Annotated in this window: 11 protein-coding genes and 1 pseudogene; 5 read left to right on the top strand and 7 right to left on the bottom strand. The window is 47.1% G+C overall.

What is annotated here, in order from left to right; all coding sequences use genetic code 11:
- Positions 1–194 precede the first annotated feature (194 nt).
- Positions 195–704 (bottom strand): hypothetical protein, encoded by a 510-nt coding sequence (locus LJF34_RS18195; RefSeq protein WP_231186737.1) that lies wholly within the window; start codon positions 702–704, stop codon positions 195–197.
- A gap of 850 nt (positions 705–1,554) precedes the next feature.
- Between LJF34_RS18195 and LJF34_RS18190 the strand changes: the two are divergent.
- Positions 1,555–1,998 (top strand): annotated as a pseudogene (locus tag LJF34_RS18190) (halocyanin domain-containing protein); the annotation flags it as partial.
- Between the two features lie 81 nt (positions 1,999–2,079).
- On the opposite strand, the gene LJF34_RS18185 reads toward LJF34_RS18190, so the two are convergent.
- Entirely contained in the window at positions 2,080–2,871 is a 792-nt protein-coding gene (locus LJF34_RS18185) for a plastocyanin/azurin family copper-binding protein (protein WP_231186735.1), read from the bottom strand.
- 1,774 nt (positions 2,872–4,645) lie between these two features.
- Here LJF34_RS18185 and LJF34_RS18180 point away from each other — a divergent pair.
- From LJF34_RS18180 to LJF34_RS18170, 3 genes are all read left to right on the top strand, one after another.
- Positions 4,646–5,329, top strand: a complete 684-nt coding sequence (locus tag LJF34_RS18180; protein ID WP_255666256.1) for a plastocyanin/azurin family copper-binding protein — start codon at positions 4,646–4,648, stop codon at positions 5,327–5,329.
- A gap of 394 nt (positions 5,330–5,723) precedes the next feature.
- Positions 5,724–6,017 (top strand): SWIM zinc finger family protein, encoded by a 294-nt coding sequence (locus LJF34_RS18175; protein WP_231186733.1) that lies wholly within the window; start codon positions 5,724–5,726, stop codon positions 6,015–6,017.
- A gap of 337 nt (positions 6,018–6,354) precedes the next feature.
- Positions 6,355–7,350 (top strand): bifunctional oligoribonuclease/PAP phosphatase NrnA, encoded by a 996-nt coding sequence (locus tag LJF34_RS18170; protein WP_231186732.1) that lies wholly within the window; start codon positions 6,355–6,357, stop codon positions 7,348–7,350.
- A 48-nt stretch (positions 7,351–7,398) separates the two neighbouring features.
- Here LJF34_RS18170 and LJF34_RS18165 read toward each other — a convergent pair whose 3' ends face one another.
- The 3 genes from LJF34_RS18165 to LJF34_RS29190 form a co-directional block, all read right to left on the bottom strand.
- Positions 7,399–8,082: a TrkA family potassium uptake protein gene (locus LJF34_RS18165; RefSeq protein ID WP_231186731.1), complete on the bottom strand. Its 684-nt coding sequence runs from the start codon at positions 8,080–8,082 to the stop codon at positions 7,399–7,401.
- Positions 8,083–8,601: 519 nt separating this feature from the next.
- Positions 8,602–10,155 (bottom strand): TrkH family potassium uptake protein, encoded by a 1,554-nt coding sequence (locus tag LJF34_RS18160; protein ID WP_231186730.1) that lies wholly within the window; start codon positions 10,153–10,155, stop codon positions 8,602–8,604.
- A gap of 333 nt (positions 10,156–10,488) precedes the next feature.
- Complete coding sequence (locus tag LJF34_RS29190) at positions 10,489–10,683, bottom strand: HVO_0649 family zinc finger protein (RefSeq protein WP_303646683.1); 195 nt, start codon at positions 10,681–10,683, stop codon at positions 10,489–10,491.
- Positions 10,684–10,842: 159 nt separating this feature from the next.
- Between LJF34_RS29190 and LJF34_RS18155 the strand changes: the two genes are divergently transcribed.
- Positions 10,843–11,025 (top strand): hypothetical protein, encoded by a 183-nt coding sequence (locus LJF34_RS18155; protein WP_231186729.1) that lies wholly within the window; start codon positions 10,843–10,845, stop codon positions 11,023–11,025.
- Positions 11,026–11,472: 447 nt separating this feature from the next.
- On the opposite strand, the gene LJF34_RS18150 is transcribed toward LJF34_RS18155, so the two are convergent.
- Both LJF34_RS18150 and LJF34_RS18145 read right to left on the bottom strand, forming a co-directional pair.
- The gene (locus LJF34_RS18150; RefSeq protein WP_231186728.1) at positions 11,473–13,887 is read right to left on the bottom strand and encodes an amino acid permease; all 2,415 of its coding nucleotides are present in this window, start codon (positions 13,885–13,887) and stop codon (positions 11,473–11,475) included.
- A 177-nt stretch (positions 13,888–14,064) separates the two neighbouring features.
- A complete protein-coding gene (locus tag LJF34_RS18145) occupies positions 14,065–14,841 on the bottom strand; it encodes an Lrp/AsnC family transcriptional regulator (protein ID WP_231186727.1) in 777 nt (258 codons plus the stop codon).
- Between the last annotated feature and the right edge of the window lie 103 nt (positions 14,842–14,944).

The raw sequence follows: 14,944 nt of genomic DNA, 5'->3' as shown, positions 1-14,944 counted from the left end.
TTCGGCTATCCCGAACAATTCTGGGGAAAGACGTCTGATTTCTGGAGTTTCGATGCGTTTCGGAATGCTGATTAGTTTGTAACCGAAGTAGAACGTAGGACAGCAGCGAGGTCGATCTCTCGAACCTGCCTGATTTAGCGTGATTGACTTCTTGTGGGAAGTATAAGCAGATGTGGGCATTGTAATGTCATCTATTACTGTCCTTTCGTAAATACAATTGCTGAAATAATAGTGCCACTTATGAATCCTACTCCATGAGCATATACATTTGTTGTACTAGAAATATCACGTATTGGAAGAAATAACATCATAAATAAAGATACTATAAGCCCCATCGATAGAAATACAAACAGCGCGCTCACATACCACTGTTCCCAAGAAAACTGACTGTTCTTTAATTGGAATATATTTGGTGAAACTTTGACACTTGATGCAAGAATAGATACTACTAAAGCAGATGTGAAATATTTTACCGAAATTGCATTGATATGTCTTATTAGTAGTCGTCCGGTACCCATAATAATGGCGAGCTGAGCAAGCCAAAAGGCAATCCATGGCCCATACCTCTTTTGATAAAAAATAATTATGATAATAAAAAGAAATCCTATATACCCTGCTACCACACCAGAAAACCCGTATGATATTATCCTGTCACCTTCAAATAGAATATTGAATATATAAACATTACCAAGTGAGATTACCACTGGTAGAAAGATCAGTAACATTGGTATTGTCCTTCGAAACCACCGACGACGACCAAGTTGTATACAAAATAGATAAATAAGAATGATCGTATTAGCATACATCGACAGGTTCTGAAATAGATGCTGATTATTCTTATGTATATATGCAGAAGTGAACAGGGTTAGTAGATCTGGTGTTGGATAACGGGCTATCAGGCTTGACTGAAGTGACGGTGAGAGAGTGAAATGAACGAAGACGAGAAAAATGGGTGGTCCAGCGATTAGTAGTAATTCATATTTTGTTGGAACCGTCTTTTTCACGAACGTTTCGACCCGGGTCATGGTTTGGCTATCTCCTTCCACCATACACTTCTTAATATTGCCGAATAGTACATAATCAATAAAACCCTTTCTGATAGTACTTCGCTCTTTTTTACTTGACTTTTACCTTCTCTGTATTCAGTAATATCATTTGTTCCCCGGTTGTTAAGATTGACGTACTAAGTAAATATGTGACCGTGAATTTCCCACTTGAATTGGTGTATTCATTCATAGAATATGCGATGATTGTAGTGAGAGAGTATGAATTTTAATCATGCTGCCAGAGGACAGAATTTTCCCCCAATCTCATTCTCTCAATATAATTCAGGAGGATTTATACAGTTTCACTATTAACTCTGCCTATATGAACAGACGAAATTTCATTAAAATACCTGGTGGAGTAGTAGCAGCGGGTACGATCCCAGTGACCGCCCAAAAGGAAAATAATTCCACAAGTGGAAGTGGAAATTCATCTAAAGGAAATAAATCAAACACGAATTAATCAGCAGGTAATCAAACTAGTGGAAAGAAAGCAGGTGGTGGCACAACAAAGACGGTGAAAGTCGGTACAAAAGGAAACGGTGGGTACTATGCGTTTTCCCCAGCCGAACTAACCGTCCAACCGGGGACAACAGTCAAATGGGTATGGACTGGAAAAGGTGGAGCACACAATGTCGTTGCATCTGATGGTTCTTTTAAAAGCGGAGCACCAGAATCAGGGAGCAGTATTACATTCAGCCACACGTTTGAGAAGAAGGGATCCTTTGAGTACCACTGTGTCCCACACCAGAGTATGGGCATGAAAGGTACTATTACAGTCGGTTCCGCTAGTGGTGGAGGTGCTGAGGCGGAAGCAGACCCAGAAGAAATGGGTGTTCCGTTTCAAGCCCATTATGTTGGAATTGCAACAATAATAATGGTACTCATGTCTTTACTCTATACATTTTTCTTCCTAAAATACGGCGAATCTGCGCACACTAGCTCTGGCAATTAGTCAACTAATTTTCTAATAATAACGGGTTGTCCACACCTGCATCGTGAACAACAGCAGTGAAACGTGTGTGGTGACGTGCTATTATTCAACGTAAATGGTTCCAACCATTCCAGCGGCTTCGAACGGCTGGCTGGTGAAGTCATATCGGCCAGGTACCTCAAACGTATGGGAGTACGTGTACCCAGAGTCAAATAATCTCGACGTGGAGCCCGGTGTTCCGTGCCAGTTTGCATCCGCAGGTTGATCCTCAACAACAATGTTATGACCGTCTGATTTCCAGACGAACTCTACCTCTGTACCTGCTGAAATCACAAGCGGACAATCCGTTCCAGGGCTGAAGATGTACTCATCATTTGGTCCAACTTCAATCGGGAGATTGTCGGCAGTAGCCGTCTTTCCAGTTGGTGCGTCGACAGATGTCGAGCCCCCCGGTTTTGAAACGGTGATTTCACCCACCATGTCTGCCATTTTGTGCGGCGTACACTGATATTCGTAATGCCCCTCCGTCGTGAATGTGTGCGTATAGGTGTATCCAGTTCCATACAACTTTCCTGCACCACCAGGTGTTCCCTTCCACTTGGCATCGCTGGGTTGCTCTTCGGGAATGATGTTGTGCCGATCTGATTTCCACACCCACTGGATAGTGGTTCCTGGGGTCACGGTGATTTCAGCTGGTTCAAACATCAGCTCGCCGTCTGGTCCCACTTGGATGGTTGTATCGACCGATGTCGAGTCGGTTGTCGTTGTCTGTGACTTCTCCTCTGCGGCATCTGCGCTGAGTTGTGAACCACCGAGACACCCAGCAAATGATGCGCTCGCAAGGGTTGCGCCGGTGGCGGCGAGAAGTGTGCGGCGAGTGGGGGTGTTGGGCATGATTGAAATCCATTTACAACCTACACTTCGGCGGCAAAAAATACCGGGTTCTAATTCTCACTCATTGAGAATGAACGAAATACGACTGGCCACCATTCAGAACGAAGTGGGAACAAAAGAGCAATCAGCACAAGCAAATCGGTCATTAGAGAACAATCAACGCAGACGAGATGACTGATCCAGTTGATGAATCCCTATCTGCAGCGATTAATCAATGACAGATATCAGATCGAACGTGGGAGGTCGAAATGTTGACCGTACTGCTGGCCGTGGTCCTGAACAGTCCCCCGCTCAGACGGTCGTTTTTTACATTATAGCAGTATCCGTTTCCCACGTTGAGTTTACTCGCGATCGTCGGTGAGGATGGGTATATCAGCGGCTTCCGTCGTCAGCAAACGCTCGGATAGCCTAGGATGATATTGACTAACAATCTACTGCACGTATGTTCACTTTCGAGTGGCCGAATATCCATATCTCGAATTATTATTGGTATATAATATGTCTACTGGAGTATTCACTGGTAATACGGTTGCGAATGCATCTTTGTTAGATTCTCTCTCTGTGGTTAGTGACAGAATTTCTCAATGGATGTCACCTGATTGCTCTGTGTCGGCCTGGGGGGACGAATTAGATAGTAGAGACATAACTGGATCAGTTGTAAATTCCTGCTCGGACAAGGCATGGCACGTGTGTGAGCAGGAAGGGGGGTGTGGCGAGGAGAGGGTGTGGATCGGGAGTGATGGCGCCAGACCCACAGTGTGGACCCATTCAGGGTGTCAGCGGTGACCGCGCCACAATCAGTGGCTTTGTGGGGTTTGGTATATGCTTTGTGCTACAGTTCGAAAAGAAGACAGTCAGTTATACGACCATAAATAAGCCCGTCGACAATGAATGTCCTACTGAGTACTGTTCACTTCCCTGAAACAGCCCAATGAGAACGAGCACGATACCGAGTGGCACATAGAGAATGCCAGCCCCAATATTACACGACAGTCTTTCGTCGACAGTGGTCGACGTCTATTGAATTCCAAGCCACTAAAGCCAGTAATCTGTGGTCCGCTTGGGTCTGGTTCATGGAAGCCGACAGCCTCTTTCACGGCGAGCTGAATTTCGACTACGGTCCGTTCTACTACTGTGGCAATTATCCGCTGTCTGTCGGAACATTTCTATAATATACAGAAAGCTTATCGTATTCTGTTGCGTATCCTTACTAATGAAAGTAACATCGGGTTGGAGACTTTTTGGGATGTGTCTCATTGCAGCAATCATTAGCTTCATCATTTGGAGTGTCTATTTCCCTTCAATGCAGGGTGTTCTAGCACTCGTACTAGCGATTGCCATATTTGCTGCTCTATCGCTTGTGGATGGGTACCGGAACTCCGCATAATTGGTTTTCAATTCCCATCGTCTTCTTTAGGCGATGTCTTTTTTGATGATTCGATACCCGCTGATCCTCGCTTGATCAGCGTTCTATGAGGAAGTTTTTCGCACACTGTCGCATAAACAACGACGGTTCGCACCGGGTCAAATAGTGTTCTGAGACAACAGTACCGATCACTTGAAACAGACATTTGGAGTAGTGTGCCGGTTGGCTACCGCTTGATTTCAACACTATCTCGCATGTCGAGAGCGGTTGCGAATCTTGGTGTAGATATTCGAAGAAATCCAACATACAATTCGAGTGAGATTATCTGTTAAGTTCATTCTCAGTGTGTGGGAATAACATATCGGTATTTTTTGCCACCAAGATGTTAGTCCAAAACGGTGTCTAGTCATGAATCACGACCCCACCCGCCGTACGCTCCTCACGATTACTGGCGCAACGCTCACCAGTGCATCACTCGCCGGCTGCCTGTCATCAGCAACTCCCAGTAGTACAAACGAGAACACATCGACTGACGGTAGTACCCCCGATAAAACCGTCCACGTCGGTCCTGGAGGGAATCTAATGTTTGACCCCGACGAACTCGAAGTTCAGCCAGGAACCACCATCCGCTGGGTCTGGGACTCAAACAACCACAATGTTGTCGTGGACCATCAGCCGAACGACGCCGATTGGGACGGTTCTCCTGGCTCAAAGTCGACACTCCACGATGCTGATTTCAGCTTCACACACACATTCGACGTCCCTGGAACATACGACTACTACAGCAAACCCGATCTGGCGGCGGGAATGACTGGGACGGTCGTAGTGACCCGATCACCATCGGGAACCACTACAGAAGAGTCGGAGTCACCCACGGAATCGACAGAGGAAGAGAACATCCCAACGAGAGAACCCTGCAGTGTCACGGATCTTACCGCTCTCAGGGACGCGTACGCCGATCAAATCGACGGTCCAGTTTCTCCCATCGTATTTGATCTTGAGCGTCGTCGGATCGATGACCTCAGTAACACGCGCTTGGAAGCGTTCGCTATTCTCTGGAGTATCAATATTCGCGGTCGTGGGTTGTCGTAGATACGTCGTCTGTGTGCGTGTTTGGGTCTGAGGTTCTGTAGTGGCCGTTGTTGCAGTAGTCAATTCTGCTGTTGTTGTGCTAGCGATCGAGGTCGTCTGTGTTTCCATTCCTGTCGTCGTTGTTGTGGCGTTTGTGGCGTCGCTACTACCACTGAATCCAAGCCCACCAAGACAGCCTACGAGGATGATAACCAGGACAAGTCCGAAAAGAGGGAGAGCTCGCTGCATACTGGTGATGATTGCTCTGTTTAGTTCAACATTAGGGGTGCTGAATGATGGCCGACACAGGCAGTCTGACTGCACATCTGTGGAGAGATCCTAAAATCGCTGTCTGAAACGGTAGTGATAGTTATTGTGCGAGAATGAATCCGACCAAGACGAGGATGCCCCCGGAATGGTCGACGTCACCAACGAGAGCCATGAGAATCCCGCAGCCCACCAGTACACAGTCTCCATCGACGACGTGACTGAAGACCTGATGGCCTGCACGTGCCCGCACCACGTCCACCGCAACGCCTTCTGCAAACACATGGCCGCCGTTGAAAACGCCACTGACGACGGCACACTTGAGGCGTTCCCATCGGAGGACGAAGACGAGACCGAACCAGACAACTGCGACTGTGAGGGCCTCGGTGACTTCCCATGTTGGCCGTGTGTGAGAACCGGGCGGACAGAACTGCCGAACTAACCCCCGCCCACCTTGAGAAGGACACTGCATGCAGACAAATGGCTTGATCAGACTACAGTTCTTGAATTACTCCACCCCAGTTCTGGTGATACGTAGGAAATTCATCGGATTGACGACGCTCCAAAAGATCGAGAGTTCACAACGATTTGGGAACAAGAGTCTTCGAGTGAATGTTGAGCTACTAATCAAGAGAGCCACTTAGGAATAGATTTTTGATTTTATCATTACCATGAATTCCTAGTTGGAAGAGACACACATGCCGTTTAGTAGATGCTTTTTACTACACAGCCCTGATAGAGCCGCTACATTCGTATTCTCTTCACACATAGTGGAAGTTATGCAGAAATCAGATGAACTACATAACTATTTAAAAACTCTTGACTCGCTCGCAATTGTCTGTCACCATCAACCAGATCCAGATTGTCTTGCAAGTGGCTTCGCTTTACAGTGGATTGCAAAGCAAGTTGAAATCGATCGGTGTAGCATCTTCTACCAAGGAAAAATCACTCACCAAGAGATACTCTCACTTGTAAATATATTTGAAATACCGATTGAAGAAATCGAAGAGGGAGTATTTGATTCGTTTGATCATATCGCTCTCATCGATCATTCTGTGTCCGGAACAGAAGTGGAGCTTCCAGATGAGATTCCAGTTGAAGTAATTATTGATATAAAAGAGACAGAACACAGCATCGACATACCATTCATCGATAGTCGTCCATCTTACGGGGCAACATCAACAATCCTCACCGAATATATTCAAGAGCAAGAAAAAACACCCCCTGTGTCTATCGCTTCTGCCCTTTTGTTCGCGATTCACAACGAACGGCTCGATCACGTTCGATATCCCACACTAGCGGATTACCAAGCTGCAACCGAACTATATCCCGATGCAGACATTGATCTCATCGAAGAAGTATATGGATCATCACTTACTCCATCGACGCTCGATGCAATTGGACAGGCAATCAACCATCGAGAAAAACAAGGGTCAACACTTGTCTCGAGTATTGGACGAACAACTGAAACTGGAGCTCTCCCCCAAGCGGCTGACTATTTGCTCCGATTAGAGGGGGTCAAAACTGTTCTCGTAATGGGAATTGCCGATGACAAGCTTCGGCTCAGTGCACAATCTTTCGATCCTCGGATCGACGTCGGCACTGCAGTTGAGGAGGCATTTAGTACATACGGAGCAGCCGGGGGGCATCCTGACCGTGCTGGAGGAGAACTTCCTCTTGGAATCTTTGCTAAAACGGGAGATCATGAAGCTGCAGTAGAAAAGCAATTATTCAAAATCGTTGCAAAACAATTTTTCAATACTCTCAATATCTAAATATATCTGACACACGAAATAATGTTCTAACGCTGACAATACCTTTCTTCACCGATGATTGCTACGCCCATTTCCTGTGAATAGCTCCATAACATCCGGTGCAAACCCATGTTTTGAAAATACCGTAACGAGGTCACCGACCTGAATTTCGGTCTCCCCACGCGGGGTGATAACTGAGTGATCACGTTCGATTGCAACGATTAGGACATCATCCCCAAACAATCCCATTTCATGTGCATCTTGAAGTGATGTTCCAGCGATTTCACTTCCCTGGGTAGTAGTGATCTCGAAGACTTCTGCACCCTCTCCAAGATGCATAAAGTCCTTGACGGATGGTCGTTGTACAGCTCGGTAAAGATATTCTGCGATAAGGTGCTGAGGATTTTCAAGGACGTTCACACCGATTTGGCGGAACAGTCGCATATGCTCTGGAGTATGAACGACTGAAACAAGCGATGGAATTTCTAGTTCTTGGGCGAGCAGCATCACCATAATGTTGATCGCATCCTCGTCGGTAGTACTGATGATAGCATCAGCCTGGTGTGCTCCTGCTTCCTCAAGGGTATCAATGATCGTTGCATCTTCATTGATGACGAGACAGTCGTAGGTAGAGGACGCTGTCTCTGCAATATCTGGATCCTTTTCAATTACCACAACATCGTTGTTTTGTTCAGTTGTAAGTTTAATCAGCTGACTTCCAATACTTCCCGCCCCGATGATGATGAGATACATTCTTATTGGCTTTTGGTGACTCACCGTATATAGGATTACTCAAACACGTTTTTATTCGCCGTCCCAATAGACAATAATCACGGTTACGAATTCTGGTTCCCTGAATAATATAATAGAATCGACGGTTCGCGAGTTCCGCACATTTGACGATCTATTCTTCAGGAAGCCGTTAGCTGTGTATAGACCTTGCTCAGCACGTGATGACTGTCCACACGAACAGTATTTTCATTGGACTTGGACCAAGTTCTTATCTATGGAAAGAAATCAGACCTCCACTTGCTATTTTTGGATCGGATAAAAGAACTATTTTCTAACGGTAGTCAAGACCCTTGTAAAGAAGATAGCCGAGGAAGAAGAGAATATAGCCACTAGCGAGTCCGACCGTAACAACTGTTCGCCCAAGGATAGTGATGATTACGATGAGCAGTGGTCCTATGAGTAGCAGAAGGTCGAAGATAGTATCTTGACCACCGAATTGGGCAAGTTGCCGAAAGAACGGATAATCACGAGGATTCGCCATTATCGATACACCCCTGTTCCGCGGAAGACACTCCGAAGCAATACTAATACCGGGATGATTTCGAGACGGCCAATCCACATATTAAAGAAGAGCGTCACTTTGACCACAAGTGGCATGGCAGCCCCAGTAATCCCACTGGACAGGCCGACGTTTCCTTGTGCGCTAGCGACTTCGAATACAATATTTTGAAGACTGTAGCCATCCGCTCCACTGGGGAGTGTGACGAGAAGAACGAACATCCCCACTGTCAAGAACACTACCCAGAGAAACGCGATGATCGACGCTTCTTCGAATTCTTGAGCTGTCTCAGCATCAGTTAGAACTCGGCCATCTAACTTGAATGGGCGAAGTGCAGATTGTGGATAGAATATATTTGTAATTCGGTACCAGGTTCCCTTTGTAAGCGTCGCGAGTCGAATGAGTTTGATACCGCCAACTGTTGAACCAGCGGCAGCACCGACAACCATTCCCAATGAAACGGTCACTTGGGCTTCAGCAGACCATTCGGTTCCAAGTGAACCAGCGGTTTGAAACCCAGTACACGACGCTGCTGAAACGAACTGAAAGATACCGAATCGGAACGCACGAAAGAGTGAATCATACGTTTGATTAAAGAATAGCATTGCTGTCAACGCGATTGTTCCAAATGCAAAAAATCCGAACACCCATCTCGTTTGGAGGTCGGTATAGAGGTTCTTCAGATCTCCCTGCAGAATCAGATAATGGATTGGGAATGCAATGCTACCGAGGATCATCACCGGAAGAAGTGCGAAATCGATAGCCACACTGTGATATGTGCCGATGCTGTTGTCAGTGATGCTGAATCCTCCCGTCGCCAGACCGGTCATCGCGTGATTTATCGCCCCCCACATTGGCATTCCCGCAAGCCACAGCAAGAGGATTGAGAGGAACGTGAACAATAGGAAAATCCACCAAATCGTGTGGACAGTCGAGACGATACTTGGGTGGATTTTTTCCGAACGTGCTTCGCTTTCGTAGAGGGTCAGAGATCCACTTCCTGGTCGTGCAAGAATTGCAGTTGTGAGCACGATGACGCCGACGCCACCGATCCACTCGATAAAGGACCGCCACCATTGGAGGGTATGTGGGAGGAGATCTTCACGGTCAGTCATAGTTAATCCAGTTCCAGTAAAACCACTCATGCTCTCGAAGATTCCGTTTATTGGATGTCTGAACGCAGCGAGGGTTGCATATCCTTCGGGTTGCATTTGCGGGACACTAAGAAACACTGGATCGAGTTTCACCGTCCATGCGATGAAATAGAACGGTAGCGCGCCGAAGAGTGCAACCAAAAACCACCCCGACGCCGCAATCATCATCCCATGGAGCTTCCCCGGTTCTGCGGCACTTCTACACCACCTCGTCAATCCAGCGCCTAAACTTAATGTGAGTAATCCAGACAAGAGAAGTCCTGGAACTGCGTAGTATTCCCGCCAAACAAGCGGAATAAGTAATGAGACAAAAAACATCGCAGACAAGGCTTGTAGCATTCGGCCAAGGTCGCGTCCGATCGTCCGTAACCACTCTACCATTATCGCATGTTTCTAATGGATACTACATATATTGACGGGTATTCGATCGCTATCCGAACTCTAGTACATGAGTGTACTATCGAATCAAAAATCCTCTCGGTTAAACGTCATTATTGAGTCATTTGTTTCTAATGACAGTATGACGACTATATTTTACAAAGTGTGCTCTGGCCAATCATTCTAAAAATTTAATATAATAAGGGTGTAAATTAGACGGGGATCGGTGGACTCAACGATTTCCTGGGTCTCCTGTGTTTGGAGCCTACCTAACGTTATGTAATACTATTTTCGAGCTTTGCATTCAATCAAGCTTCCTTGATAGAAAACCGCGAACTACGAACGGTCCATTACGCGCGTCTGTTTGACTCCACAGCTTGGACAGATATGATGATATTCCACTGTACCACCATCAGTTGTTGCTTTCCATTCCCCGTCTTCATCGAAAAAGCCACACTCGGGGCACCGAAGCTCCGTTTCATCATAGCGTGATTTCAGGTGTTCGAAGGGCGACCGATTTTCATGGCTCATACTTCGCCTCATTCGTTGTACTTTGTTATAGATCTTCGGATTAGTGATCTAGCTATTTAAAAACGGTGCTGGATCATAAACCACCCATAAAATAGTACTATTCATGATCTTCTTTAACAGATTGAATGCGGATCTCTAATAACCCTCCTTGGAGTGTAGATGGCACTGATCTTCGGAAGAGCCAGAACGTCGATATCGACACCACGATCGTTCAGAGTAGATTCGCCTGAGTTGAGGAGAGTTCGGGCACTAAATTCAATCTCAGAGGAAAGATTTGTGATATACATGGGAGAACTAGCAAAGCTATCACTGGAATCAGTTAAAGCGTTCATAGAGGAATAGTAGACTGTTTCAGTGAGAAATTCATACAAGAGAGCTATCTACCTGCAGGCGTATTCGGGGCTCAGCGAGTCACCGTTATGAAAACGTAGTGAGGGAATAGTGTATCGCATAACACTGGCTCCTAATCCGAGTGCAATAAACGCAGTAATGATTGCTACTTCATCTCGATATCTTAGTATTTGACACCCAAGATAAGTAAGGCAAATAATCGAGAGTGCAAACAGGCAGATAAAGAAACCAATAAGGGCTGCTAAGAGATTAAATAGCGGATCGGACTGTATCGTTAAGAAACGATATGGAAATTGGAATGACGAGATAGTAGTTATCACTGCTCCTCCACAGATATAGAAAAAAAAAGAGAACCGAGAACACAGTCATTCCAGTGAACCCTACTCGGAGGGTCCGATACAGCGTTCGTTCGAATATCATTGCCATTTACTTAGACAGTTAGAACCATTGTTGGAGATACGACGTAATGCTCTGGTGTTGCTTCGCCATAATCGTCGTGCTCTTCGACCGCCATCCGATTTGTTCGGGAATAGCACCAAAAACAAATTGTTGGAGGAGGCCTTCACGTGTGGCTCCCACGATCGTGAGATCATGCTCATTGGTGCGCGAGACGATCGTATCGACGATATCGTCGCCTGTGAGCACAGTCGTTGAAACTTGTGCATGTTCCCGGAATTGATCTTCAGACTCTGCGAGCATTTTGCGTGCCTCTTGATCGTCTGCATTAGGGTCAACGACATGCACGAGCTCAACGTTGGCTCCCGTTGAGGAGGCGATCGTATCTGCGACATCAGCAGCGAAATCGGAATGTGGTCCGCCTGCAATTGGAACAAGAATCGAATCAACTTTCCCAGCGTCATCGCCGATACGCTCGATCAGCACGTCACAAGGCGCGTTCTGGACGACCTCATCGACATTGCTTCCAAGCACGATGTCTCGGCGTTGAGTTTTATGTTGACCTTTCCACCCCATCAGTACGACATCGCTGTCGTACTGCTCCACTGTGTTCAAGATCGCATCGCTAACGTCGTGACCGATGCGAACAGTTCCGCTAACGGGAATACCCGCCTCACGAGCAATCTCCATCGTCTCTTCGAGGACATTCGGTTCGTCCTGGATGAACTCGCGGCCCTCGGATGGTGGTGTTTGTTGCGGGACGGTCACGACACTCATAACGAGAATTCCACCGTCTGGGTACGTCTCCTCGTCACGAGCCAGATCAACTGCCGTCTGCATCAGCTGTTGAGCGTTTTCGGGATTCGAGATCGGAACAACGATCTGGTTATCGGTCTCTCTGGGCGCTTTATGTGAGACGACCGTCGGCGTTTCTTCTTCGATCTGTTTTGCCTCCTGCTGTTTCGAGTAGCCATAGTAGACACCAAGTCCCACGAGCATCCACGCAGCAGTGGCGATCAATGCGATGAGGCCGTGGTTGCTCTCACCGATGCCGAAGTATTCGAGTCCCAGGGTGTAGATGAGAAACGGCATCAGGAAAAACTGCAGGGCAATTCCGATGAGTGGCGGCCATGGCATATATGGGACCTTGTACGTGCGCGGTAGATCGGGGTGGGTTTGTCGCATCCGAATAACGGTCCAGTTGACCTGGAGGAACAGCAGGATGAACATGATATCTGCCGACGCTGCGACCGCCTCGATGGGAAGCGTGACCGCCATCGCGGCGATCAATATGCCCGAGATTAAAATTGCCCAATGAGGAGTGCGCTTGTCCGTGTGAATCTTGTCAAAGATACTTGGGAGTGCACGATCCCGTCCCATGGCGAACGACACGCGACTCGAAGAGTACACTGTTGCGTTGAGTGCACTCATGGTTGCGGCGAGTCCCGCAAACAAGAGCAGTGGCGCGCCGTATGGAACGAACTGGCCTGCTGCTTCGATGATTCCGAGCTCACCCATCTCACCGAGCGCTTTCCACGTAGGAAGAGAAGTACTCGCGGAGTTCGGAATACCACCGGGTTGATTGATCAGATGTTGGGTGATATCGATGCCACCAATTGCGGCGAATGAGACGAGTACGTAAATCGGGACAACGATCGCCATCGAGTAGAAAACCGCCTTCGGGACGTTTTTCCCCGGGTTGACGACCTCTTCACCCGATTGAACGATAATCTCGTACCCCTCGAACGCGATGTAGGTGAAGCCCATTGCGCCGACAATACCGATCCAGCCGCCCGGGGCGAAGCTTGGACTACTGAGGAACTTAGATGTCCAGTTTGGACTCTGGATTGTCGCCCAGATACCGAAGCCAATGAAGAGGCCCAATATGACGACTTTGATGCCGGTGACGATGACACCGGCTTTCCCGGTTTCTTCCGCTCCGCGGAAGTTGATGTAGGCAAAGGCTGAAATCATGAGGACGGCAAGGAGTTTTTCCCAAAATACGATGCTAAATCCGAATGCCGGGAAACTTGCTAGACCAACAATATGGAGTAACTCAACGAAGAATGTCCCGAAGGTTACAGCATATAGGGAACAGGCGACCGCGTGAGCGAACCAACTCATCCACCCAGCATAGAATCCGTTCGGGTCGACGAGTGCTTCTTTTACCCAGAGATAGCCCCCTCCGGCTTCTGGGAATGCTGCACCAAGTTCTGCATAGGAGACGGCAGTAAACATTGCAACAGCCCCATTAAGGATAAAGGCGACCGTCAGTGCTGGTCCGGCAAGTCCAGCGGCAAAGCCCGTTAGTGCGAACACCCCCGCCCCGATCATTGCTCCGACGCCAATAAAGGTGATGTCGAAGAGACTCATATCCCGTGATAATTCCGTTTCGACGTCGCCTTCACCAGCCTGTTCAGCCTCAACGACGTCTTCATTCGGCGAATTTTCGGCCATGTGTCGTGTATCTGTCTCCCCTATCGTGAAAAAAGAATTGGCTTAATAGTCCACCCTCGGATAACTGAATGACTATTTAAGTAGTGGAGTGTATGAAAAAGTCAATTGCATCAAGATAGAGCAAACGATAATCATTCGAGAGGTTAATACAAATACGCAATAGCGTAACCCAATAAGCTACTTAGTTGTATCTTCTACTTGATGATCGGAGTCGTCAGTAGTAAAGCTCTGATAGACTTGATCTGAGATTCCAGTTCGAGAAAATATAGTCACAACATCGTTCGGCTGAATACGAGTATTGCCTTTCGGTGTGAGAACAGACTCATCGCGCTCGATTGCTATAACCAGCAAATTCTCATCAATTAACCCTTCCTCTCCAATCTCTCGAAGTGTTTTATGTGCGACTGGTGCATCTGGGTTAATTGCCACTTCGACGATATCTGCCTTTCCTGAGAGACTTATGAGATCAGTCAGCGAGACCTGCTCTCGCGGCTTATCTGGCCCAAATTCCTGATATGGAGAATATCGCTCATTTTGAATGAGGTTTTCCTTCTCGATTTCGAGCCCACAGTTGGTAAGTTCATAGGCAATACGGGACAAATCAGCCGTTCCATCACCGACAGCTTTGACGTGGATATTCCCTCGCCCAGTTGTCAGTTCGCGAATATTGATGACGCCTGGGATCTCAAGGATTTGCTGTGCCAGTTTCTCGCCCAGTGGAGCTTCTATTGTACAATAAAACAAATTCTGGAGACGTCCATCTGCCTGCTCGAAATCAATGTTGGCATGGTAGCCGGTGATAATACCGTTTTCTTGTAATTGAGAAATCCGATTGCGTATCGTTCCTGCCGAGACATTGACCTCATCGGCGATTGTTGGAGCAGACGTATCTCGAGCGTCCTGCATTAGATAGTAGATGATCCGTTTATCGATTTCATCGAGTCGGTATCCCATAACTAAATCTATTTAGATACACATTGAACCATTTTTCGGCTTTCTTCCTGAACTCACCCTCGGCAGACGCAACGAATACGATCTCTATTAATGAATGAATAAT

The sequence above is a fragment of the Haladaptatus sp. DYF46 genome, assembly GCF_021083305.1.
Taxonomy (GTDB): domain Archaea; phylum Halobacteriota; class Halobacteria; order Halobacteriales; family Haladaptataceae; genus Haladaptatus.
This window is presented reverse-complemented; position numbering and strand designations above follow the sequence as displayed.

Bases quoted from the DNA above. Each gene is read 5' to 3' on its own strand.
- LJF34_RS18185 (WP_231186735.1), bottom strand. From the start codon at position 2,871: ATGCCCAACACCCCCACTCGCCGCACACTTCTCGCCGCCACCGGCGCA.
- LJF34_RS18180 (WP_255666256.1), top strand. From the start codon at position 4,646: ATGAATCACGACCCCACCCGCCGTACGCTCCTCACGATTACTGGCGCA.
- LJF34_RS18175 (WP_231186733.1), top strand. From the start codon at position 5,724: ATGGTCGACGTCACCAACGAGAGCCATGAGAATCCCGCAGCCCACCAG.
- LJF34_RS18170 (WP_231186732.1), top strand. From the start codon at position 6,355: ATGCAGAAATCAGATGAACTACATAACTATTTAAAAACTCTTGACTCG.
- LJF34_RS18165 (WP_231186731.1), bottom strand. From the start codon at position 8,082: ATGTATCTCATCATCATCGGGGCGGGAAGTATTGGAAGTCAGCTGATT.
- LJF34_RS18160 (WP_231186730.1), bottom strand. From the start codon at position 10,155: ATGGTAGAGTGGTTACGGACGATCGGACGCGACCTTGGCCGAATGCTA.
- LJF34_RS29190 (WP_303646683.1), bottom strand. From the start codon at position 10,683: ATGAGCCATGAAAATCGGTCGCCCTTCGAACACCTGAAATCACGCTAT.
- LJF34_RS18155 (WP_231186729.1), top strand. From the start codon at position 10,843: ATGGCACTGATCTTCGGAAGAGCCAGAACGTCGATATCGACACCACGA.
- LJF34_RS18150 (WP_231186728.1), bottom strand. From the start codon at position 13,887: ATGGCCGAAAATTCGCCGAATGAAGACGTCGTTGAGGCTGAACAGGCT.
- LJF34_RS18145 (WP_231186727.1), bottom strand. From the start codon at position 14,841: ATGGGATACCGACTCGATGAAATCGATAAACGGATCATCTACTATCTA.